19 protein-coding genes are annotated in these 24122 nt (G+C 30.3%); 18 read left to right on the top strand and 1 reads right to left on the bottom strand.

The window, feature by feature from the left end:
- The first annotated feature begins 289 nt into the window (after positions 1-289).
- From T514_RS0106800 to T514_RS0106770, 7 genes are all read left to right on the top strand, one after another.
- Positions 290-1003 carry an ABC transporter ATP-binding protein gene (locus T514_RS0106800; RefSeq protein WP_051541901.1) on the top strand — a complete coding sequence of 238 codons (714 nt, stop codon included), beginning with the start codon at positions 290-292 and terminating at the stop codon, positions 1001-1003.
- Positions 993-2999 carry an ABC transporter permease gene (locus T514_RS0106795; RefSeq protein WP_027624096.1) on the top strand — a complete coding sequence of 669 codons (2007 nt, stop codon included), beginning with the start codon at positions 993-995 and terminating at the stop codon, positions 2997-2999. The genes T514_RS0106800 and T514_RS0106795 overlap by 11 nt, the downstream gene beginning before the upstream one ends.
- Positions 3000-3191: 192 nt before the next feature.
- Complete coding sequence (locus T514_RS24035; protein WP_051541898.1) at positions 3192-4484, top strand: ArnT family glycosyltransferase; 1293 nt, start codon at positions 3192-3194, stop codon at positions 4482-4484.
- A gap of 145 nt (positions 4485-4629) precedes the next feature.
- Positions 4630-5499 carry an ABC transporter ATP-binding protein gene (locus tag T514_RS0106785; RefSeq protein ID WP_027624095.1) on the top strand — a complete coding sequence of 290 codons (870 nt, stop codon included), beginning with the start codon at positions 4630-4632 and terminating at the stop codon, positions 5497-5499.
- Positions 5496-7682, top strand: a complete 2187-nt coding sequence (locus T514_RS0106780; RefSeq protein WP_027624094.1) for a M1 family aminopeptidase — start codon at positions 5496-5498, stop codon at positions 7680-7682. Before T514_RS0106785 ends, T514_RS0106780 begins: the two co-directional genes overlap by 4 nt.
- Complete coding sequence (locus T514_RS0106775) at positions 7675-8394, top strand: hypothetical protein (RefSeq protein WP_027624093.1); 720 nt, start codon at positions 7675-7677, stop codon at positions 8392-8394. The genes T514_RS0106780 and T514_RS0106775 overlap by 8 nt, the downstream gene beginning before the upstream one ends.
- Before the next feature lie 275 nt (positions 8395-8669).
- Positions 8670-10427, top strand: a complete 1758-nt coding sequence (locus T514_RS0106770) for a helicase-related protein (RefSeq protein ID WP_027624092.1) — start codon at positions 8670-8672, stop codon at positions 10425-10427.
- A gap of 271 nt (positions 10428-10698) precedes the next feature.
- Here T514_RS0106770 and T514_RS0106765 read toward each other — a convergent pair whose 3' ends face one another.
- Positions 10699-11610 carry a transposase gene (locus T514_RS0106765; RefSeq protein WP_034868361.1) on the bottom strand — a complete coding sequence of 304 codons (912 nt, stop codon included), beginning with the start codon at positions 11608-11610 and terminating at the stop codon, positions 10699-10701.
- 213 nt (positions 11611-11823) lie between these two features.
- Between T514_RS0106765 and T514_RS0106760 the strand changes: the two genes are divergently transcribed.
- The 11 genes from T514_RS0106760 to T514_RS0106715 all read left to right on the top strand — a co-directional run bounded on the left by T514_RS0106760 (position 11824) and on the right by T514_RS0106715 (position 24115).
- Positions 11824-12522, top strand: coding sequence for a L,D-transpeptidase family protein (locus T514_RS0106760; RefSeq protein ID WP_027624090.1), 699 nt, complete (start codon positions 11824-11826; stop codon positions 12520-12522).
- A 310-nt stretch (positions 12523-12832) separates the two neighbouring features.
- Positions 12833-12994 carry a hypothetical protein gene (locus T514_RS26515; RefSeq protein WP_156939820.1) on the top strand — a complete coding sequence of 54 codons (162 nt, stop codon included), beginning with the start codon at positions 12833-12835 and terminating at the stop codon, positions 12992-12994.
- A 15-nt stretch (positions 12995-13009) separates the two neighbouring features.
- A complete protein-coding gene (locus T514_RS27670; protein ID WP_423219346.1) occupies positions 13010-13144 on the top strand; it encodes a TipAS antibiotic-recognition domain-containing protein in 135 nt (44 codons plus the stop codon).
- Between the two features lie 364 nt (positions 13145-13508).
- Entirely contained in the window at positions 13509-15986 is a 2478-nt protein-coding gene (locus T514_RS0106750) for a WG repeat-containing protein (protein ID WP_051541860.1), read from the top strand.
- A gap of 363 nt (positions 15987-16349) precedes the next feature.
- Positions 16350-17915, top strand: a complete 1566-nt coding sequence (locus T514_RS0106745; protein ID WP_027624088.1) for a sigma 54-interacting transcriptional regulator — start codon at positions 16350-16352, stop codon at positions 17913-17915.
- 269 nt (positions 17916-18184) lie between these two features.
- Positions 18185-19390, top strand: coding sequence for a methionine gamma-lyase (gene megL / locus T514_RS0106740; protein ID WP_027624087.1), 1206 nt, complete (start codon positions 18185-18187; stop codon positions 19388-19390).
- A gap of 132 nt (positions 19391-19522) precedes the next feature.
- Positions 19523-20887, top strand: coding sequence for a Na+/H+ antiporter NhaC family protein (locus tag T514_RS0106735; protein WP_027624086.1), 1365 nt, complete (start codon positions 19523-19525; stop codon positions 20885-20887).
- Between the two features lie 182 nt (positions 20888-21069).
- Positions 21070-21654, top strand: a complete 585-nt coding sequence (locus tag T514_RS0106730; RefSeq protein ID WP_027624085.1) for a 2-oxoacid:acceptor oxidoreductase family protein — start codon at positions 21070-21072, stop codon at positions 21652-21654.
- Positions 21647-21946, top strand: coding sequence for a 4Fe-4S binding protein (locus T514_RS0106725; RefSeq protein ID WP_027624084.1), 300 nt, complete (start codon positions 21647-21649; stop codon positions 21944-21946). The genes T514_RS0106730 and T514_RS0106725 overlap by 8 nt, the downstream gene beginning before the upstream one ends.
- 15 nt (positions 21947-21961) lie before the next feature.
- Entirely contained in the window at positions 21962-23152 is a 1191-nt protein-coding gene (locus tag T514_RS0106720) for a transketolase C-terminal domain-containing protein (protein WP_027624083.1), read from the top strand.
- A gap of 12 nt (positions 23153-23164) precedes the next feature.
- Positions 23165-24115: a thiamine pyrophosphate-dependent enzyme gene (locus T514_RS0106715; RefSeq protein ID WP_027624082.1), complete on the top strand. Its 951-nt coding sequence runs from the start codon at positions 23165-23167 to the stop codon at positions 24113-24115.
- Positions 24116-24122 lie beyond the last annotated feature (7 nt).

The following is a 24122-nucleotide window of genomic DNA, read 5'->3' as shown; positions in this document are numbered from 1 at the left end:
TCTAACTAGTTGATATTTATTATATTGACTAGTTATTTTTAATAGTTAGTTATGTTGAAAATTATACTAGTATTCCTGTCTAAGGAGGTAGTTATTTTTTAAAATATACAATAGTGACAAAATTGTTAGTTTTATGTTGTGTTATTCTATGGTTTAAATTAATAAAAAAAATTAATATATACATATACGGTGCTTAAGCGTTTAACAGGTATATGTTTGCAAGGAGGAAATTGTGAATAAAGCAATATTAAAGATTGAAAATATACAAAAATATTATGGTAGTAAAGGTATGGTAACAAAAGCAATTAATAATATAAGCTTTGAAGTTAATCAGGGAGAATTTATAGGGATTATGGGTCCATCAGGTAGTGGGAAAACCACATTATTAAATTGTATTTCAACAATAGATAAGGTAACTAGTGGCCATATTAGTATAGATGATAAGGACATCACTGAATTAAATAAAAAGAAAATAGCTGAATTTAGAAGAGAAAAACTAGGATTTATATTTCAAGACTTTAACCTCTTAGATACTTTAACAGCTTATGAAAATATAGCATTAGCACTTAGCATAATAAAAACAGATAGTAAAATTATTGATACAAAAGTAAAAGAGATTGCTGAAACACTTAACATAGCAGATATTTTAAATAAGTATCCATATGAAATATCTGGAGGAGAAAGGCAAAGGGTGGCAGCGGCTAGAGCCGTTATAACAAATCCTTCTTTAATATTGGCTGATGAGCCAACAGGAGCTTTAGATTCTAAAGGGGCTAAAATACTTCTTGAAAGCTTAGAAGGGTTAAATAGAAATAAGAATGCCACAATAATTATGGTAACACATGATCCTTTTTCAGCCAGTTATGCAAAAAGAATACTGTTTATTAAAGATGGTAAGATATTTAATGAAATCATAAGAGGAAAAGATTCGAGAAAGGAATTTTTTAATAGAATTATAGAAGTAGTATCTCTTCTTGGGGGTGACCTAAGAGATGTATACTAAGTTAGCCCAAAGAAATATGAAAAGAAGTTTAAAGGATTATACCATATATTTTGTAACATTAGTATTTGGAATATGTATATTTTATACATTTAATTCTATTGGGTCACAAAAGATTATGATGAAGCTCAGTGAATACGATGTACATAACTTTCGAAAAATAGATGAGCTAATGGGGACAGTATCTATATTTATAGCATGTATACTTGGTTTTTTAATAATATATGCTAATAACTACCTTATAAAAATTAGAAAAAAAGAATTTGGTATATATTTAACCCTAGGTATGGAAGATAGAGAAATATCAAACATGTTATTAATTGAAACCATTCTAATAGGAGTATTTTCATTAGGCATAGGACTATTCTTAGGGGTGTTTTTATCTCAAGGAATGTCAATTTTCACAGCAAAATTATTTCATGTGAAAATGGAAAGCTTTAAATTCACATTTTCTAGTGCTGCATTTATTAAGACTATATTATATTTTATGGTAATGTACATAATTGTATTTTTATTTAATACTAGAACCATAAAAAAATTAGAGCTTATTGACTTGCTAACAGATGGAAGAAAAAATGAAAAGATAAAAGTAAGCAGTTTAAAAACTTTAATAATAGTTTTTATTATTGGAATCATTTTTATAGCAACATCTTATTTTATAATTTTACATAAAAATTCAGAAATAATATTTGTAGATATAACTATTAGTATACCTATAATATTGTGTGTAATTGGAACATTTCTATTTTTTTTCTCTTTGTCTGGGGTTTTGTTAAGAGTAGTTCAAAATAATAGAAAAATATATCTAAAAGAATTAAATATGTTTTTATTAAGGCAAATAAGCAGTAAAATAAATACTACATTTGTGTCTATGTCACTTATATGCTTAATGCTATTTATGTCTATATGCATGCTATCAGGTGGCTTTAGTATTAGTAACACTTTAAATAAAAATATAGATGATTTATCACAATATGATGTTACTTTACTTTATGGCAGTAGTAAAGTAACAATGAATGAATTTTTAAAAAACAATATAAATCTGCGTCACTATACAGAAAGTTATGTTAACTATTATGAGTATTATAGTGAAAGTAGAGAAGAAGTTTTAGGGATTAAGACTTATCTTGGCGAGGATGAAGGAGAGAAATACAAATCACATAAGGATATTGCACAAAATAGTATAATTTCAATAATGAAGTTATCTGATTTTAATAATGTTATGAAATTTTCTAAAAAAGAAACTATAACTTTAAATAACGGAGAGTATGGAGTATTTGGGGATGTAAATGAATTGCTACCTCCTATACAGAAGGCCATGGATAAAAAAACAAAAATTAAAGTTAATGGGTATGAGTTAATACCTTCAAAAAATCCTGTTATAGAAGTTACTATAAGAAATGGATCTAATAAAGAAAATTTCTGTACATTTATAGTAAGAGATGAGATAGTGGATGGGTTAGTACCAGGAATTGGTTTCTTAAATCTTAACTTTAAAGGAGATAAAGTTAAGATGAAGGAAGAGTTTTTGAAGCATATACCACCACTAGATGAAAGCAAAAACAGTGGGATAACTTGTATACCCATAACTAAGGATGAGTTAAGGCCAGCAGCATTTGGATTAGGAGGAATAGTTTCCTATTTGGCTCTTTATATAGGAGTGATATTTTTAATAACATCAGCAGTAATATTAGCTCTTCAGCAGTTATCTAGCTCAGCAGATAATATTCACAGATATAATCTTCTTAGAAAAATGGGTGTAGATGATGAAATGATAAATAAAACAATATTAGGACAAGTATCAATTTATTTTATGTTGCCACTATCACTAGCGTTAATTCATTCCCTTGTTGGACTAAAAATAGCTAAAATAATAGTAAATTATTTTGGAACAGGCAATGTTACAGTACAGCTTTTAATAACCACACTTATTTTTATTATAATCTATGGCGGGTATTTTTGGGCCACTTATATTGGAACTAAGAAGATGGTGAAATAAGGCACATTCAAATAAATAACTAGTCAGTATGCTAGTCTTTTTTGTGAACTACTTCTTCCTTGGAACCTACTAATAGAATAACTATTAGCAGAACCCAAGTCATTGTATTTCACAAAATATCCGTCGCATCTTTGACTTGTTATTTATGTTCATATGCCTAAGAGTAACAATAGAAGAAAGGACTAGTTGTATATGAAGAAATTTATTTTAAATAATAACATCTATTATAAAATTATAATAGGGTTAGGAATGATATTATCCGTATTATGGGTATTGATTGTTGACACACAACCATTTTCGGATTTTGATTATTATTATAGATTGGCAGTAGACATAGCAAATGGTCTTCCTTGGGGAGATACATATACATCTGTAGGATATTGCATACTTTTAGGTGGAGTATTTAAGATATTTGGAGCTGGGTTACTTAAAGCTAAAATACTTAATTTATTTCTAACCTTTGGAACCTATTTGCTATTTTATGGAGCTATAAAAAGAGTGAAATTAAAAGAAAGAGATAGAAAAATAATATTTACCATGTTTGTTCTTATGCCTAATAACATATTTTATAATAGTATAGTTGGCACAGAGATATTATTTACTAATATACTTATTTTTAGTACTTTTATATACTTCAGTGATATTAGATACAAGTATGTATATTTAGGGGTACTTGTAGGATTAAATACAATGGTAAAGCCTTTTTTTATTTTATATTTCTTTGCTATATTTTTATTAGAATTATTAATAGAGAAAAAAATTATAAGATCTATAAAAAATTCGCTAATAGTTCTAGTAGTTTGTGCCATTACTATATCACCATGGATATATAGAAATACAAAGCTAGTAGGGGAGCTTACTTATGTATCAAATAATGGAGGAATTGTTTTATATATAAATAATAATTCTCAAAATAAAATGGGAAGATGGATGCCAGCAGATGAAGTAGAGAATTCTATTGTAAAAACAGAAGAATATAAATCAGCTAATATGACACAAAAAAATAAGATGTTAAGTGCTGCGGCTAAAACATGGATAAAATCTCATCCAATTGAGTTTATAGAATTAGGCTTTAAAAGATTAGTTAATGTATATTTTTGGGGTGATGATGTATGTTACAGCACCTACGGAAGTCAGATAAGCGATTCTACTAAACCTATTATATTTTCTATTACTAATAATATTAGAAACACAATTTTTTTCCCAGCTATAATATATATATTAATTTATAGTGTGGTAACCTTAGGGTATATATTTAAAAGAAAAACACATCTCTTAAATAAATATACACTATATAATGTAATATTATTTTATATGTTTACAGTTGTATATTTTATAACAGAAGGACAGGGAAGATATGCTTTTCCAGAAATATTTATAATGATATATTGCTTCTATAATTTTATAGGAGTTTTAATGAATAAAAAAACTTTTACTCAGAAATATATTAAAAATCAATCTGAGATTTCTAATAAGGATATCTAGAAAAAATATACATGAGAGTATTGTTATAGTTGTATAGAGTAATAATTTTAGCATTAATAAGAGACTTTGTAACTCCTTATGGATAATAAATTTCGAAATTTATGTAAAAATTTTATATAAATTCAAAAGAAAGGATAATAACATTATGAAGATTTCAGTTCAAAATTTAAACATGATATACCCAAAAGGGAAAAAAGCATTACATGATATTTCTCTGGAAATGGAAAGCCCTAGTCTAATTGGGCTTTTGGGTCCTAATGGAGCTGGAAAATCAACGTTTATGAAGCTATTGGTAGCGGAATTATTGCCAACTAGCGGACAAATTTTTATAGATGGTGAGCCTTTATTGAAAAATGAAAAAAAGCTAAAAGCTAGACTAGGATATTTGCCACAATCCTTTGGGCTTTATGATGAACTTAATGTGTGGCAGTTTCTTGATTATATGGCAGCACTGAAAGGAATAAAAGATAGGGATAATGTTATCGATGAGGTTTTAAAAAAGACTAATCTCTTTCATAAAAGAAAAGCTCGTATATCAACTTTATCTGGGGGGCAGAGACAGCGTGTAGGTATTGCTCAAGCGCTTATGGGAAATCCAGAACTACTGATTTTTGACGAGCCTACTGTTGGACTTGATCCAGAGGAACGTATTAATTTCCGTAATTTATTTTCTCAGGCTGCACAGCGTAAGATTGTTTTATTATCAACACATATAATTGAGGATGTGCAATCAGTATGTGATCGATTGATTGTTATTAATCATGGAGAAATTTTATTTAATGGTACCCCAGAGAAATTAATTGATTTGGCGCACAACCATGTTGGAGTGTTTGAAGAAAGCTTATGGGAAAGAGCTGAACAAAAATATCAGATAACAGCTAGAGTTAATACAGCAAGAGGTATTTATTGTCGTATTGTAGCAGAAAATCTTCCAGCTTTTGCACAAGCTGTGGAGCCTACACTTGAGGACGCTTATATGTATTTGATTATGGGTGATGAGGTGATTGAACCATGAATTTCTTTTCCTATTTGAGAGTAGAATTGAATCGTGTTTTTCACTCAAAAACTGTTTATATAATCAGTATATTGACTATGATTTGCCCAATGGCTGGATATAAGTTAAACCAAACTATACTTGAGAAATTGAATGAAAATATGTTTGCTGAAACAGTGTCTGGGAATCTAATTGCAAATCCGTGTATTGCTGGGGCACTGGGAGGGGCTGTTTTATTTGCACTGTTAACCTTGTTAGAATTTGATCGTGTGCGTAAATACCAAACTGTAGCATTAACAGATAGTATTGTGTCACCAATGGTATTAAATGTAGTGAAATTAATTTCCATAGGAATAGCAGCAATTGTTAGTGTTATTCTTACGGCAGTGTTATATTTTTCATATACAGCTATGAAAATTGGAAATACGTTTGATGTATACATTTATTTGAATAGTTTCTTTTTATTTATGCTACCTTCTGTGTTGTTAGCAATTTTAGCAGCTTCTGCATTCTATCAGATTTTCTTTCGTGTAGATCTTAGTATGATAGCATTTATCATCTTTAGCTTATTTAGTCTTAGTCCATTTATTTCTTACAACAATATTCTACGTTGGCTCAACCCACCTATTCCATCGCTTTCAGATGATTTTAGTAATGATATGGTATTTCGCTTGATGAAGCACAATAGAATATTTTGGTTTCTAATTCTTGGTGGATTGTGGACAATTACATTGTTATGTGTTCGTCGCTATGGTAAAGGGTTCTTTGGTTCTATTTCATATAATTTTAGGAAAGTGTATATCCCTATACTAGCTATAATATTAATTGGTATTGGGTGCTATGCTTATATAAATCAACCTTATATTGATCAAACTCCACTTCCAGTTAAAATGAAAATAGGTGAAATTCCTAACAATAAACAGCTTAAGCTGTTAAACACAGATTTGGAAATATCCTTTGACACTAACAAAGGGAGTCTTTTAGGAAAGGCAATCTATTCACTTCAAAATGTTAGTGGTGATATACAGAAATGTACACTTATTATAAACTCGGGATATACTGTTCATAATATTATAGCAAATGGAAAAGAAGTTGTATTTAAAAATTTAAATAATAAAAGCAATATTGAATTTACTGTACCTAATGATGAGAAAATTAAGCTTACTGTAAAATATAGTGGTGTGCCAAAAATTCATAAAATGTTTAGTGATATTTTATTCTCAACTAATATTAGTGATAAATATATTGATCTAAGTAATAGGGAACTTTCTCCAATTCTTAAAGTAGAAGATAGTAAAGATGGCACTAAAATTACAGGAAGATTTACTATGCCAGCTCACCTTGTACCAATTGTTATAGGGGACACGGTAAAACTCATTTCTAAAGATGGAAATAATAAAACTTGGCTTGGACATAATGTTGGAAATTCCTTTAATTTAATAGCAGGTGACTATGTTATGAAAAAGTTGGATAGCAGAGGGGTACAAATAGAATTTTACTATAATCGTAAATATGAGGATGCTATGAAAGATATGAGCTCTGAAAAAATGATTAAGGATACTATTGATTATTGTAATACTAAGTATGGCAAGTTGTATAATGTGTCTGGAAATTTCCCGCTGAAAATATTACAAGGAACAGTATTTTATTTCGGAGGAAGAGCATATACAAATTTTAGTATTATGGAAGAAACAGTTTTTAGTGATAGTAACCTAAATAATAAGCTAAATGGAGCATCTAATGCTGAAGTATTGGCTCATGAAATTGCTCATCAATGGATGAGTTGGAAGTATATTCAGGATAAAACAAATAAAGCTTGGACCAGCGAAGGTCTTACTGTTTATACCACTTATAGAATAGCAAAAGAAAAATATGGTGAAGAATATGCTAAAAAGAATTATGTGGATAAATGGAAAGAAGGAGTAAAAAATAAAAATAGTAATTTTTATAATAGACATCCAGAATATCTAGATATTCTGCCGAACAAATATGTTGCACACATCAAGGGAATCAATGACAGTACAGATAAATACCAAGAAATACCTCTTAAGATTTTCAAAGCTGCTGAATTGGTTGGCGGTGAAGCTAATATGGATAAAATTCTAGCTAAATTATATGAAGATATACCAAAAACAAAAGTTATTACATGGCAAAATTTCTTAGATGCTTGTGGACTGAGAGAGGAGGAGTTAAATATTGAGTAGATTGCTTAAATATGAACTTAAAAGGCTTCTCATAAATAAATTTTTTCTAGGTCTTTTGATTATTTCAGCTTTGTATAGTCGCCAAGTCATGTGTGGAGATATTATACTTGGTGTTGCAAATACTGCTCCATTCTCAGGTTGGAGCTATGGAGTGTACCTTTCCAAAGTGTTACCAATTTTGCTTGTTGCATTACTTTTTTTTATATCTTTTCTTTACTCAAAACAGGAGAAGAGTGTACAGGCTTTAACTAAGGCAACACCTATTGATCCATTCTGCTTTCAGATGTTACGCTATGGAATAATTATGATAGCTTTTGCTTTGATTTCTGTTGTTCCTATTGTGTATAGTTTGTGGTTTTATAAAGCAAATTTTCACTTTACCAATTTTACAAGTTTTGTATTACCTATAGTTATAACACTATTGCCAGCTATGCTGTTTGTATTTGGAGCGGGAATGATTGGAGGGCAATACCATCAATCAATAATTTTTGTATTGATGGTGGCTATTTTATTGATTAGTTATGTTCCTATACCATATGCATTTGATCTGTTTGGAGGGAATTTCTTTACAAACTATCCAGTATCACTTGGCACAGTGGAACCAGCTTTTTTTGTACCTACAAATGTACTAATTGGCAAATTTATTTATGGACTGCTCGGTATTGCAATGATGTTTGTATCTAGTATTCAAAAGAAGAAAAATAATCATTAGATTACTAAAATGGAAAGGAATTGTGTTGCGCAATTCCTTTCCATTTTGTCTTATTTTATGAGGGACAGGTAAACAATATAATATGGGATAATAGGGGACGGGTAAGCAATTGTTTTTGTATGTGTAGGGAACATGTAAATAGGATAAGGGGTAAATGTTATTAGTGCAATAAGAGGCATTTAAACAATTATTTTTATATAATTAAAAGTGAAGTTTTGCTAATAATATTATAATAGAGGTATAATTAAATAAATCCTACTTTAGGAGGAACGATTATGAAAAGTAGAACAGCAGAAAGAAATTTTAGAAAGATAAAGAACGAAATTTCACAGATAGAAGATATAGTAAGACATACTAAGCCTAGTGCCCTATGGGAGCATGAAGCAGCAGTGAGAAAAAAGCTTAAGGCTTTAAGGGAATTTGAAAAAGAAAATCTTAGAGATTATAAAACGGTTTATGGAAGATATTTAGAACTTTTAGAATCTATATCTAAAAGACTTATGGAGGCATATAATAGAAAAAATAATACAGACTATGATTTTGATGAAATAGTGGATAATAATTATCAGGCCTATTTAAAGTCAGGTATTATGAGCGTACTTATAACTAGTCATATTCCAAAGCTAATATATAAGGAATTTGAAGATGTTTTCCCATCTAACCCTAAGGATGAATATGAGGATACAAGAAAGATTAAAAGAAATTTTTATCTTCATTTAGGAGAAACCAATACAGGTAAGACTTATAATGCTATGGAAAGATTAAAAGAAGCAAGAAAAGGTATATACCTGTCCCCGCTTAGAATACTGGCTTTAGAAAATTATGAAAAGCTAAATAGAGAAGGAATAAAGTGTAATCTTGTAACAGGGGAAGAGGAGATATTAGTAGAAAATGCAACTCACATTTCTTGTACAATTGAAAAGTTGGATATAACAGAGGAATATGACGTGGCTATAATAGATGAGATTCAAATGATAAATGATGATCAAAGAGGAGCAGCTTGGACAAGAGCAGTTTTAGGACTAAAATGTAAGGAAATACATATCTGTGGCGCATTAAACGCCAAAGAATTACTTATTAACATAATAGAAGATTGTTATGATGAGTATACTTTCAGAGAATACAAGAGGGATATACCTCTTGAAATAGAGTATGAACCGTTTTCACATAGAAACATAGAAGAGGGGGACGCTCTTGTAGTTTTCTCTAAAAAAAGAGTATTGCAGTTAGCTTATCATTACGCTGAATTAGGTATAAAAGCTAGTTTAATATACGGAGATTTGCCTCCAGAGGTAAGAAGAAAGCAGTATGAGCAGTTTATAAATAAGGAAACAAGTATACTAATAACTACAGATGCTATAGGCATGGGAGTAAATCTCCCAATAAGAAGAATAATATTTATGGATATTAAAAAGTTTGATGGAGATGAAGTAAGGTATCTAAAATCTCAAGAGGTTAAGCAAATTGGAGGAAGAGCTGGAAGAAAAGGCATTTATGAAGTAGGATATGTAGCATCTGCAGGGAATACTCAAAACTTTATAGAAGAAATGATAGATACAGAGGATGAAATTATAGAAGAGGGAGTATTAGGGCCTAGTGAAGCAATACTTAGGGTGAAAAATCTACCCCTTAGAGAAAAGTTGGCCTTATGGAGCACAAGAGAAGAGAGAAATCCTTTCTATAGAAAGATGGATATAGGAGAATATTTAATAGTTCTTGATAGTATAAAATCCTATAAATTAGAAGAGAGGATACAATGGCAACTTTTAAAAATACCATTTGATGTGACTAATCCTATTATGATGAATGAATTTCTAAAATATATGGACGAATTTTTTATAGCTAAAAGAGAGTCTATTTCAAAACCTATATATAAGTTTAAAGAACTATATGAATTAGAGATTTACTATCAAAAGATAAATTTGTATTATTCTTTTTCAAAATCTTTTAAGTTAGAATTTGATGAGCAGTGGATATATGATGAACGATTAAGGGTAAGTGAAGATATAAATGATATCTTAAGAAAAATATAGGAAATAGGGGACGGTTAATAGTTATTTATATAAGCTAAGTTAATTATAAGCTAAGTTAATTAATGGGGACAGTTAAGTTTATTTAGTTAAGTGTGCCTTTAAAAGCAAATTCAATATTAGAAATAAATAAGAAAAGTGTTATAGCATGTCCAAAATATATTTAAAATAGAGTAATAAAAAAATACTAAAATTTTATTTTAGATTAAATTTAAAAATGATGTGGTAGTACTAAGGTAAGAAATAATAAAGGTTTCAATAGGATTACTATTATTTAAGCACTATATGTAGAGATAAAGTCAGAAACTATATTTTTATAATTATCTTCATTTTCAATAAGATCAACGCCTAAGGAACATAAGGAAGATACCCTGCTTTGAGTTATGTTTCCTAAAATTTTGCAAATATCTTTACAATTAAAATCACATAGCGACCTCATCAAAAGAACAGATAAGGCTCTAGCTTTTGTTGAGGTTTTGCAATTTTTTATATGTAATTTTATTTTAGGCATTGAAAGTTTTTTAGAAATAAAATGAAGAATATCATCTGGATTGAAATTTCTTACAAGAATAGTTCTTTCACTATTATAGTGGGTTTTTTCATCTTCAAATTCAATTTCTTTTTCAAGGTCTTTACTTTCATTATATACAATATTTATATATCTTTTTCTAGCTTTTTTAATATTGGTATTTATTAATTGCATTATAAAATCTTCATCTACTAGATTAAAATAATCCTTTTTTAGACCTAAATATACTGGTAAGCTTGAGTACTTATATTGTTCAGGGAAATTTTTGTATTTTTTTATATCTATAGGATTTCTATGAATATAAGCAGAAGCTCTAATCAAATATCGATTATTATGAATAACCTTACTTTTAAACCTATTTTGGAAAAGATGGCCGTTCCTATTATGTTTTTTATTAAAATTAATAGCAAATCTAAAATTAATACCATGCATAAATTTAGATATATCAGCACCATTTGCATCAATTATAAAATGAGCATGATTACTCATAAAACAATAAGCATAAACCTTAAAATTATATACTTTTTTATAGTGTTTCATAAAATTAATATACATGTCCTTATCACTATTGTTTTTGAAGAAAGGCACTTCACTAATACTTTTAATCATTATGTGGAATATTCCATTTTCGGACTTAATCCTAGCACATCTAGGCATAAGATCACCTCTTTTAATTATTTATTAAGTATTCTTGCCATATGTCAGGAAATTATTACCTGTGGTATAGAGAACTTAATAAATTTGTGTTTTTATAAGAAGTTATTAACTGTCCCGATGTTTTTAAATTGTTTTATTGGTATAAATTAAGCAGTACTAGAAAAAATAATTAAGAAATGGTTTTATTATTGATAAAGTTATGGAGGATATAAGATGAAGATAAGTAAGCGCTTTTTTGTAGTAGTACTTTCTATATCAATATTATCTTCAAAAATGGAAGTAAAAGCTGAAGAAATAAAAAAGGGACTACAAGAAAAAAATAAAAGTGAGTATCATATTTTAGTAGATATAACTGAATTTAAACTGTATCTAATAAATAAGAATACTGCAAAAGTTGAAAAAATATATCCTATAGCTGGAGGAAAGCCAACAACCCCATCTCCATATGGGACATGGAAAATAGTATACAAAGCTGAAAATTGGGGTGCGGGGTTTGGAACTAGATGGATGGCTTTAAATGTTCCGTGGGGTAAATATGGAATACACGGAACAAATAAGCCTTTAACTATTAGTAATCCAGATTCGCTTGGATGCATAAGGATGTTTAATAAGGATATACAGGAGTTATATGGGTATGTTAGGTCAGGTACTGTGGTGGTGATTTATGGAGGGCCATATAATCTTTCCTGGAACAAGTTTAGAAATTTAAAGCCAGGAGATAGAGGTGCTGATGTATTAGAAGTGCAAAGAACATTGCAAGAGAAAGGATATTACTTGGGAAAATTAGATGGGGTTTATGGAGAGAATATGAAAAGTGAAGTGATAAAATTTAAAAAAGATAATAAATTAAAGTTTACTCATGATATCGATGAGGAAGTTTATAATTCTTTAGGAATGAAGCCATTTGAATAAAATAGATTGATCGATAAATCTATTTTTTAGTAGTTAAAATAGTGTAATTAATTTTACTTGTGAAAGACACTATTTAATTTTTTAATTAGGGGACAGTTAACATTATTTATAAGAATGTTAGCTGTCTTTATTTTTTAAAAAATTACATTTCAGCCTAGAAGAAATTAAATAAATTTTTTATAGTCCTGATCTTGATAAGAAAAGAATATTAATAGTTAATAAGGAACTTTTGGTGGAGAAAAAGAAAAGACTTGACAAAATAATTAAATCTGTAGACAAAACTATGGATTCATTTGAATGAGGAATGGAAATGAATAAAAGTGAAATGTTTGAAGCATTTGATATGACTGAAATAGAAAAATTTAAGAAAAAGTATGCAGAGGAAGTAAGAGAAAAATATGATAAGAAAGTTGTAGATGAATGTGAAAAAAGAAATTCTAGCTACACTAAAAAGGATTGGGTATTAATATAAAAATAAAGTGATCAAATTTATATAAAAATCGCACCTCTTATGGATAAAGGTTCAGAAAATAATCAGGTTCAAGAGGAAATAGAAAGGTTTAGAAATTATATTAACACAAATTTTTATACATGTACCCTTGAAATTTTTAGAGGTTTATGAGATTTATATGTAAGTGATCAGCGATTTACTTAAAATATTAATAAGTATAAACTAGGATTGGCTAAATTTCCAAGATATGCTATAAATATTTATTGTGATAAATTAGAAAATAAGATTTTAAATTTAGGGATAGTTATATAGAATATTGCTTATTTTATATAACTATCCCTTATTATTCATATACTTGGTAATTATTTATTAACTATCTCATAAACATAAATTTATTAAAATATGTTAACTGGTCCATCTAATAAAAAGTTCTTAACTGTTCTCATAATTTTGATTTTAGTGCTGAGATATGTTAACCGTCCCCTAAATTTTTCATATAATATTTGGAGAAGTAATATATAGGAAAGTTGTTATTATGTTATATGGAATAAGTCTAATCGGCTTTGTACAAAGTTTTTTACCTACAGGATCAAAGATTATAGAATTAGAAAGTCCTTATAAAAGACCAGCAGTGATTATGGCAGATTTGGATGGGGATGGAGCTAAAGAAATAATTGCAGCCTATAAGTGGCAAGGAGAAACTTATGTTATTGTACTGAAAGAACATTTAAGAGTTTGGTTCGTAATGGACAATATAAAGGGCACTGGATATAATGTGACTTATTTAAATGCTGCACCTATTACATCTAGAAATATTAATAACTTAATTATAGGATGGCAGATGGGATCAATTTGGTCTCAATTAGATATTTTACAATGGACTCGTCAAGGATTTAAACATATAATTCCTAATAACATTTACTACAGTAAAATTGAAGTGGAAGACATGCCAGGAGTAAATGGCAGGGATGGAATATATGAAATAGCATTATGGGTTCATGATACGGGTGATGCATATAAGATTGAAGTATATAGATGGAATGGAAAAGGTTTAGCCCCGTCCCCAGATGTATATCTCTATTATTTTAGAAGAGTAGTAGAGTACTATAAACAAAAAGTAAAAGAAATGCCAGGGGCAGCCTTCTACTGGTACTATCTTGCGGATGCTCAGTTTAAGGCAGGAATGCTATGTGAAGCATTAGATTCTATAAATGTGACTATAAGTCTTGGTTATGAATATCCATCTAAAGAGGATGTAATGAAGTTAAAAGAAGAAATATTATTAAAACTAAAAAGCATATCTATGAAGTTATTTCCAGCATCTATTAGAACTGTTAAAGGAGTTAAATGGGGATATATAAATAATAGGGGGACAGTTATCATTAAATTTCAATATAATTCAGCTGAAGATTTTCAAGATAATGGTCTTGCTGTTGCTCAACCAAGGGATCTTTATGGAATAATAAATAAATGTGGAAAGTATGTGGTAGAACCTAAATATAGTTCTATTAATAAATTTTCTGAAGGAAGAGCTATTGTTATAGATAGTAAAGGATTTAAGGTAATAGATGAAGAAGGAAATGAGATAACCAGCAAAGCGTATAATTATATATCAGATTTTAAGGAAGGAAGAGCTGTATTTGCAAATTCAGATAACAGTGGAAAATATACTTATGGATATTTAGACAAGGGTGGTAAGGAAGTTATTCCTGCTAAATTTGAATCTGCTAGTGATTTTAAGGATGGAAAAGCTGTAGTTAAGATAAAGGATGGGGAGTTTGGACTTATAGGAACTTGGGGACAGTTAATAAATAAATATAATTATAATTTTGTAGGGAATTTTGGGGACGGTCTTTTAGCTTTTCAAAAAGGTCCACAGGATAGATATGGATATATTAATGAAAAAGGAGAAATAATTATACCTCCACAATATGCACAAGCACAGGCTTTTAGCCAAGGTAGGGCTGTAGTTGATGCTTCTGAGGATTATATAAATAAATATGGTCTTATAGATAAGAGAGGAAATTATATATTAAATCCTGAATATAATGACATCAATTATTTAGGGGAAATGCGAATAGCTGTTGGAAAAGCCATTGTCCCAGATAAGCCCTATAGAGGATCTAAATATGCTATTGCAGATCTAAATGGAAATATTTTTACAGACTTTATTTACTATGATGTTTCAAGTTATAGAAATGGTTTAGCATCTTCTGGGGATTATAAAAGTACGTTTTTCATTGATAAACATGGTAAAGTAGTAAAAATGTTACCTATAGTAAATGGCAGTGGAACATTATCATTAGAAGATTATGATGTAGTTAAAGCCAATATAGATTTTAGAATATCTTATTTAAATAAACGTGGAATGATTATATGGCAACAAAACAAAATTGTATCTCTTAATAATAAGTATGCAGTCATAGAGGGAAAATATAAACCTAACAGAGATTATCTAGTATATTATCCACAGATTAAAGGAATGGACAATAAGATAGCTGAAGAAGAAGCAAATAAAAAGTTAAAAGAACTATCACAAATTAAACCAATAGAATCTAACATTTTACTTGATTACAACTATGTAGGAGATTTTTCTATCGAATTTTTTAAAAAGCAGCTACTGGTTTTAGAGATTGATGGATATCAATATTATTATGGAGCTGCCCATGGTATGCCTAGTAAAATTTATCCTCATGTAGACCTTGTAAGTGGAAGGTTCTACGAGTTAAAAGATTTGTTTAAAAGGGACAGTGATTATGTAAAAGTACTAAGTAAAATCATAGGAGATCAAATAAAAAATAATGAGGAATACTCATATATATTTCCAGGTGAATACAAAGGAATAAAAGCAGACCAACCTTTTTATGTAAATGAGGATGCTTTATATATTTATTTTTATCCTTATGAAATTGCACCATATGCTGCTGGGTTTCCAACATTTAAAATACCTTATAAAGAAATAGCGAATATTATTAATACTCAAGGGGATTTTTGGAGATCTTTTCATTATTAATGTTTATATTAATGTTTATATGGGGACGGTTATCAATTTTTCATAATTGGGGACAGTTATTAACTTTGTTATTTTAGTCTAGTGTTTTTTATAAAGTTTGATAACCGTCCCTGTTTTATTTACCCATGTTTTATTAAAAAGATTCAATAACCGTCCCCATGTTTTATATTTTAAGTTAGAGTTATTTCAGAAGATAAGCATGTATTTTAATAAAAAGTTCTTAACTGTCCCTAAAAATGATTCTAATAAATGGAAAATGAGGTATAATTATATTAAGGGAAGTATGATGGAGGATATAAGGAATTAAGAGATTCAGCGTAGGAGAATACAACCGATGCTACACTTTTTACAATAGGAGGAAGTATGGGAAAAGGATATTTTAGATTTGAAATAATAACTAAAGATAGAATAGGGATAACCTCAGAAATACTAGCTGAGATTTATAGGTTGAATATAAATATTATATCATTAGAGGTATTTCCTAAAAAAGTTTGTGTAAAAATACAAGATATAAATGAAAGAGAAAAAATATCATTAAAAAATAGTCTTTACAGTATAGATGGAGTTGTTAACATAAAAGACATCGAGCTGTTGGAACATGAGAAACATGAAAGAAAATTGTTAGCTATTATTGATTCTGTGGACGATGGGATAATGTATATAAATAAAAATCTGAAAATTGAAATTTTTAATAGTTATTGTGAGGAAATATTCTATTATGCTCGAAAAGATGTACTTGGAGAAGATGTAACAAATGTAATAAAAGATGCTCCAATGGTAAAGCTTTTAAATAGCGGAGAGAAATACGATAACATTGAAGTTAATATAGAAAATGATAGGGGTAAAAGTCACTATTTAACCACAGGAAGACCAGTAAAGGATGATAATAATAATAACATAGGTGTAGTAGCTTCTATAAGAGATATGAAAAAGGCTATAGAAATTGCTAATGTAGTATCTACCACAGACAATGGAGCGTTTAAAGAAATTATAGGAAACAGTGCATCTATTGATAGAGTAAAAGCAATGGTTAGAGCAGTAGCTAAAAATAATTCTACAATTATGTTGAGAGGAGAAAGCGGTACTGGTAAAGAGTTATTTGCAAAGGCAATTTATAATCTTAGTGAAAGAAAAGATAAAAAATTTGTTCCTATAAATTGTGCTGCATTACCAGAAAATCTTATTGAAAGTGAATTGTTTGGGTATGAAAAAGGAAGCTTTACTGGAGCAATTTCTACAAAAGAAGGGCTTTTTAAAGAAGCACATAATGGCACATTATTTTTAGATGAAGTAGGGGAACTACCATTATTATTACAGGCAAAGCTTTTAAGAGTATTACAAGAAGGAGTTATTAGAAAAATAGGAAGTAATAAAGAAGATAAGGTAGATGTGAGGATTATTTGCGCTACCAATAAAAACTTAGAGGAAATGGTTCAAAAGGGTGAATTTAGAGATGATTTATATTATAGATTAAATGTAATACCAATAGTTATACCACCATTAAGGCAAAGGTTAGAAGATATACCTATTTTAGTTAATCATTTTATAGACAAGCTGAATAAAAAATTAAATAAGAATGTTTTAGGGACAGAGCTAGAGTTTATTAATGAACTTTTAAAATACAATTGGCCGGGAAATGTAAGAGAACTTGAAAATGTAATAGAAAGAGCCATGAACTTATGTAACCAAGATCTATTAGGAAAAGATCATTTAATGATAGATATTTATGAACCACCAAAAGTAATAAATGATATTGATAAAGAAGAAGAATTAAAGTTAAAAGAAGTAGTGGATATGGCTGAAAAAGAAGCAATAATAAAATCACTTAAGAAAAATAAAACTTTTAGAAAAACTGCAAAAGCTTTAGGAGTGTCCCATACTACAATAATAAATAAATTAAACAGGTATGGTATAAAGTGGAAAGGATAGTTTACAAGTGGATAGAAATATTTCCATTTATATTTGTAATATGGTTAGAAACGTTTACATAAAAATTATACTATTAAGTAGTTTGCATTTTTAAATTCATCATAAAATCAATAACTATCCCCATTAATACAATGTTTGATAACTGTCCCAGAGATTTTAAATAACTATCCCTAGTATTTTTCGGTATTTGGCATGAGGATTGCTTTATAAAATTATAGTGAAAAAATTTGAATTCATTAAATACTAAATTTTTAAAGGGAGATGTTGTTATGAATAAAGAGTATATGACTAATAAAGGATTTGGGACAAAGGCTATACATGGAGGACATAAAAAAGATGAACAATATGGTTCACTTGCAACACCTATATATCAAACATCTACATTTATATTTGACTCAGCAGAACAAGGAGGAAGAAGATTTGCATTAGAAGAAGGGGGGTATATATACACAAGACTTGGAAATCCAACCAGTAGTGAAGTTGAAGAAAAAATAGCTTTATTAGAAGGTGGAGAAGCAGCTGTTGCAGCATCTTCAGGAATGGGAGCTATATCTTCAGCATTGTGGACAGCCTTAAAAGCAGGAGACCATGTTATTGCTTCAGATACACTTTATGGATGTACTTTTGCACTACTGAATCATGGTATAACTAGATTTGGAGTAGATGTTACTTTTGTAGACATTAGTGATTTAGAGCAAGTTAAAAATGCTATGAGACCTAATACTAAAGTTGTTTATTTGGAAACTCCAGCAAATCCAACTTTAAAGGTTACAGACATTGAAGCTGTTTCTAAAATAGCTCATGAAGTTAAGGGCTGTATGGTTTTTGTGGACAATACATTTAGTACTCCATATATACAAAGACCTTTAGAACTTGGAGCAGATGTAGTTGTTCATTCTGCAACTAAATATCTAAATGGACATGGAGATGTGCTTGCAGGTTTTGCTATAGGTAAACAGGATTTTATAAATCAGGTTAAATTATTTGGATTAAAGGATATGACTGGAGCAGTTATAAGCCCATTTGATGCATATTTGGTTATAAGAGGTATGAAAACGTTAGAAGTTAGAATGCAGAGACATTCAGAAAACGCAATGAAGGTAGCAAGGTTCTTGGAATCTCATCCAGCAGTTAAAAAAGTATATTATCCAGGACTTGAAAGTTTTGAATATTATGAATTAGCAAAGAAACAGATGAGACTTCCAGGAGCTATGATTTCCTTTGAGTTAAAAGGTGGCGTTGAAGAAGGAAGAATAGTTATGAACAATGTTAAGTTAGCTAGTTTAGCAGTAAGCTTAGGTGATACAGAAACATTAATTCAGCATCCAGCATCAATGACTCACTCTCCATACAGTCCTGAAGAAAGAGCAGAAGCAGGAATTAGTGATGGTTTAGTTAGATTATCAGTTGGGCTTGAAACAGCAGAAGATATAATTGAGGATTTAAAGGGAGCTTTAGACTTAATAGTAAAGTAACTCTATAAAAATATAGGTTATAAGTATACAAAAAGTAAGTGCATAACGATATATTTAATAAAGTAAAAACTTTTTCGAAGGCTAATGGGGATATAAAAAATAGCCATTAAATTATAGGGGGAGTAAAAATTTATGGAGGATAAATCGAAAATTTCAAGTGGAAAGGCGCTAATACCTTTTTTGATATTTGTAGCTATCTACCTAGGAAGTGGATTAATATTGCAAGCTCAAGGGGTTGAGATGGCCTTTTATCAACTTCCTGCACCAGTAGCTATATTCTGTGGTATTATTAGTGCGTTTTTTATACTAAAGGGTAGTATAAATGAAAAATTTGATGCACTAATTGAGGGATGTGGCAATCAAGACATAATTATCATGTGCACAATTTACTTATTAGCTGGTGCTTTTGCATCTGTAGCAAAAGCAATGGGAGGAGTAGATTCTACAGTAAATCTAGGGCTTACCTATATACCAGCTCAATATATAACTGTAGGATTGTTTATAATATCTTGTTTTATATCAATTTCTACTGGAACTTCTGTTGGAACTATAGTAGCTGTAGGACCTATTGCTGTAGGACTTGCCCAAAAATCAGGGTTGTCTTTACCATTTACTTTAGCAGCAGTAATGGGTGGGGCTATGTTTGGAGACAATTTGTCTGTAATATCTGATACCACAATTGCTGCCACAAGAACTCAAGGCTGTGAAATGAGAGATAAATTTAAAGTAAATATATATATGGCGGCACCAGCAGCTATAATAACTATAATTTTACTATTGATATTTGGTCGTCCAGGAGTAGCTCCAGCTATGCAAACCTATGAATATAGCATAATAAAAGTTATACCTTATCTATTTGTATTGGTTTTATCCTTAGCAGGCATGAATGTATTTGTAGTATTAACTATAGGAATAGTTCTTGCAGGAGTAATAGGTATATCATATGGAAATTTAACTATATTGGCATTTACTAAAGAAATATTTAATGGATTCTTAAGCATGATAGATATTTTCCTTTTATCCATGTTTACAGGTGGGCTTGCAAATATGATTACAAAAGCTGGAGGAATACAGTTTTTATTAGACAAGATTCAGAAAATGATAAAGGGTAGAAAGTCAGCAGAATTTGGTATTGGTGCTCTTGTAGCTATAACAGATGCAGCAGTTGCTAACAATACAGTAGCTATAATTATAAATGGTCCTATTGCCAAGGAAATGTGTTATAAATACAAAGTAGACCCTAGACGAAGTGCATCAATACTAGACGTTTTTTCATGTATAATGCAAGGAATTATCCCCTATGGAGCTCAGATGTTAATCTTATTAAGTTTTACTAAGGGAGCTATAACTCCATTCCAGGTAATACCTTTATTATGGTATCAACAACTTCTTTTAGTATCGGTTATAACATCAATATTTATCCCCTTTGCAGATGGTATTATAAAGAAAAAGCCATGGGATTGGAACAGAAAAGAAGATACCAATGCACAGATATAAATTAAGTGATTTCTAGATTTATATAATATTAATCTTTAAGAAATAAAAACTAGACAATTGATTGTTTTTGCGTAAATGATTTTAAAAATAGCGCCACTTATTCATCCAATTAGTTTAGATGGTATTAGTGGCGCTAAGTTATGGTAAAAAGATAGTATTCATGAATATAAGGAGGAAAATATATGGAGAAAAAGTTGATTGAAATTCGCTGGCATGGTCGAGGAGGACAAGGTGCTAAAACGGCTTCATTGCTTTTAGCGGAAGTTGCTTTTAACACTGGAATGTATATTCAGGGATTTCCAGAGTATGGTCCAGAAAGAATGGGAGCTCCTATAACTGCTTATAATAGAATAGCAAATTATCCATTAAGGGTTCACAGTAATATTTATGAACCAGATTATGTTGTAGTTGTAGATGAAACTTTATTAAAAACTGTAGATTGTACAGCTGGTTTAAAGAGGGACGGGGCTATAGTTATTAATACTAAAAAAAGTCCAGAAGAAATCAGGGAAGAATTAAAAGGATATGAAGGAAAAGTTTATACGATAGATGCTAGGACTATTTCAGAACAGACTTTGGGAGCAAATTTTCCTAATACTCCAATGTTATCAGCTATAGTGAAAATACTTGGAATAATGGATAAAGAAGAATTTGTAAGGGATATGGAAAAATCCTTTAAACATAAGTTTGCTACAAAACCAAATGTTATTCCTAAGAACATAGAAGCATTAAAAAGAGGATTGCAGGAGGTGAAAGGACTTGAATAAGAGAATGAATGTAAATTCAGATACATTGTGGAAGGATCTTCCTAGGGGAGGTGCCATGCTAGATGCAGGTAATGCAGTAGATTTTAAGACTGGTGATTGGAGAGCAATGAAACCTATATGGGATAAAGATAAATGTAAGCACTGCTTATTTTGTTGGGCAGTATGTCCTGATATGTCTATAATAGCAAAGGACGGAAAATTAGTAGAATTTGACTATGATCATTGCAAAGGCTGTGGAGTTTGTGTAGCTCAATGTAAATTTGAAGCATTAGAATTGGTAGTAGAGGAATAGGGAGGAGGAATAAATATGGTAAAAGCAGAGCAGTTAAGAAGAAGTCTTAGTGGTAATGAAGCAGTTGCTACAGCAATGATGCAAATAAATCCAGATGTGGTAGCAGCATTTCCGATAACTCCATCTACAGAGGTACCACAATATTTTTCATCTTTTGTGGCAAATGGCAAGTGTACAACAAAGTTTGTGCCAGTAGAGTCTGAACATAGTGCTATGAGTGCATGTATAGGTGCATCTGCTGCTGGTGGAAGAGTTATGACAGCAACATCTGCTAATGGATTGGGACTTATGTGGGAGATGCTTCATATAGCAGCGGGGGATAGATGTCCTATAGTAGTAGCTTTAGTAAATAGATCTATGTCTCCACCACTTAACATACACAATGATCATTCAGATTCCATGGGAGCAAGGGATACAGGTTGGATACAACTATATTCTGAAAATGTTCAAGAAGCTTATGACAATTTTATTCAGGCAGTTAAAATAGCAGAAAATGAAGAAGTTATGACACCAGCTATGGTTTGCTATGATGGATTTATTACAAGCCATTCTGTGGAAAATGTATTCTTAATGGAAGATGAAGTGGTTAGAAATTTTGCTGGTCCAAATAAAAGGACAAATAGTGGATTGCTAGGAGATAAAAACATAGCAGTAGGACCAATGGTTCTAACAAACTTTAGTATAGAGATGAAAAGACAGCAGCTTCAAGGAATACTAAATGCTAAGGAAGTTACTTTGAAGGTTGCTAAAGAATATGAAGAATTAACAGGAAGAAAATATGGATTGTTTGAAGAATATAGGCTAGATGATGCAGAAATTGCTATGATGATAATAGGTTCATCTGCTGGAACAGCCAAAAAGGTTGCAGATGATTTAAGAGAAAAAGGTATTAAAGCAGGTGTGTTAAAAATTAGGTTATTTAGACCATTCCCAGGTAATGAAATAGCTGAGGCGTTAAAGAATGTAAAAGCAATAGCTGTGATGGATAAATCAGAGGGAATGTCAGGAAATGGAGGACCATTATTTGCAGATACTTGCGCTTCTTTATATGGAAAATTAGAAGACAAAATATTAATGAGCTATATTTATGGCTTAGGTGGAAGAGACGTTAGAGTTGAGGATTTAGAAAAAGTATATGGTGACTTACAGAATGCTTTAGGTACAGGCAATTATGAAAAATATAATTACTTATCTGTAAGAGAATAGGGGGTAGAATATATGGCAACATTAAAAGAATTAACTAATATTCCAGATAGAATAACCAGTGGACATAGAATGTGTGCAGGCTGCGGAGCTCCAATGGTAGTAAAATGGGTTATGAAGGCCATTAAGCCAGAACATAAAGCAGTTGTATGTAATGCTACAGGATGCTTGGAGGTTTCAACAACTTTATATCCTTATTCTGCATGGACAGATTCTTATATTCATACAGCTTTTGAAAATGCAGCTGCTACTTTAAGTGGAGTAGAATCTTCCTACAGAGCCATGAAGGAGAGAGGGACGGTTAATGAGGAATATAAATTTGTGGCTTTTGGTGGAGATGGTGGTACTTATGATATAGGACTACAATCATTGTCTGGTGCTATGGAAAGAGGACATGACATGCTTTATGTTTGCTATAATAATGGAGCCTATATGAATACAGGAATTCAAAGGTCATCTGCTACACCAGCAGGAGCAGATACTACTACTACACCACAAGGAAAAGAATCTCTTGGAAAAACTCAATTTGGGAAGGATTTAACTTCTATAATGGTAGCACATAATCTTCCTTATGTTGCTCAAACTGTGCCTGTAATACCAGGAAGTAAATATATGATGGATCTTTATAATAAATCTAACAGAGCCATCAATGAATTTTATGGTGCTAAGTTTATAAATGTATTAACTCCATGTTCAAGAGGATGGAGATGTGATACCCAAACTGAATTAGACTTAATCAAGTTAGCAGTAGAAACTTGTTATTGGCCAATTTATGAAGTATCCTATGGAGAATATAAATTGAATTATAAGCCAAAACAAAAGCTTCCAATAGAAGAATGGTTAAAACCTCAAGGAAGATTTAAACATCTTTTTAAATCAAAAGAGGGAGCTAATATAATTGCCGAAGTTCAAGAGGAGATAGACAAGAGATGGAAGAAGCTTCTGTTCCTTTGTGGAGAAGAATAGGAACAGC

Origin of the sequence: Clostridium lundense DSM 17049 (genome assembly GCF_000619945.1) — a bacterium.
Classification (GTDB): domain Bacteria; phylum Bacillota; class Clostridia; order Clostridiales; family Clostridiaceae; genus Clostridium_AO; species Clostridium_AO lundense.
Note: the sequence above shows the minus strand (reverse complement) of the source record. Positions and strands in the feature narration are given on the sequence as shown.

Excerpts from the sequence above, each read along its gene's own strand:
- T514_RS0106730 (WP_027624085.1), top strand. The coding sequence starts at position 21,070 with ATGGAGAAAAAGTTGATTGAAATTCGCTGGCATGGTCGAGGAGGACAA.
- megL (WP_027624087.1), top strand. The coding sequence starts at position 18,185 with ATGAATAAAGAGTATATGACTAATAAAGGATTTGGGACAAAGGCTATA.
- T514_RS0106800 (WP_051541901.1), top strand. The coding sequence starts at position 290 with ATGGTAACAAAAGCAATTAATAATATAAGCTTTGAAGTTAATCAGGGA.
- T514_RS0106720 (WP_027624083.1), top strand. The coding sequence starts at position 21,962 with ATGGTAAAAGCAGAGCAGTTAAGAAGAAGTCTTAGTGGTAATGAAGCA.
- T514_RS0106745 (WP_027624088.1), top strand. The coding sequence starts at position 16,350 with ATGGGAAAAGGATATTTTAGATTTGAAATAATAACTAAAGATAGAATA.
- T514_RS26515 (WP_156939820.1), top strand. The coding sequence starts at position 12,833 with ATGAATAAAAGTGAAATGTTTGAAGCATTTGATATGACTGAAATAGAA.
- T514_RS0106770 (WP_027624092.1), top strand. The coding sequence starts at position 8,670 with ATGAAAAGTAGAACAGCAGAAAGAAATTTTAGAAAGATAAAGAACGAA.
- T514_RS0106795 (WP_027624096.1), top strand. The coding sequence starts at position 993 with ATGTATACTAAGTTAGCCCAAAGAAATATGAAAAGAAGTTTAAAGGAT.
- T514_RS0106780 (WP_027624094.1), top strand. The coding sequence starts at position 5,496 with ATGAATTTCTTTTCCTATTTGAGAGTAGAATTGAATCGTGTTTTTCAC.
- T514_RS0106760 (WP_027624090.1), top strand. The coding sequence starts at position 11,824 with ATGAAGATAAGTAAGCGCTTTTTTGTAGTAGTACTTTCTATATCAATA.
- T514_RS0106765 (WP_034868361.1), bottom strand. The coding sequence starts at position 11,610 with ATGCCTAGATGTGCTAGGATTAAGTCCGAAAATGGAATATTCCACATA.
- T514_RS0106715 (WP_027624082.1), top strand. The coding sequence starts at position 23,165 with ATGGCAACATTAAAAGAATTAACTAATATTCCAGATAGAATAACCAGT.
- T514_RS0106735 (WP_027624086.1), top strand. The coding sequence starts at position 19,523 with ATGGAGGATAAATCGAAAATTTCAAGTGGAAAGGCGCTAATACCTTTT.
- T514_RS24035 (WP_051541898.1), top strand. The coding sequence starts at position 3,192 with ATGAAGAAATTTATTTTAAATAATAACATCTATTATAAAATTATAATA.
- T514_RS0106750 (WP_051541860.1), top strand. The coding sequence starts at position 13,509 with ATGTTATATGGAATAAGTCTAATCGGCTTTGTACAAAGTTTTTTACCT.
- T514_RS0106785 (WP_027624095.1), top strand. The coding sequence starts at position 4,630 with ATGAAGATTTCAGTTCAAAATTTAAACATGATATACCCAAAAGGGAAA.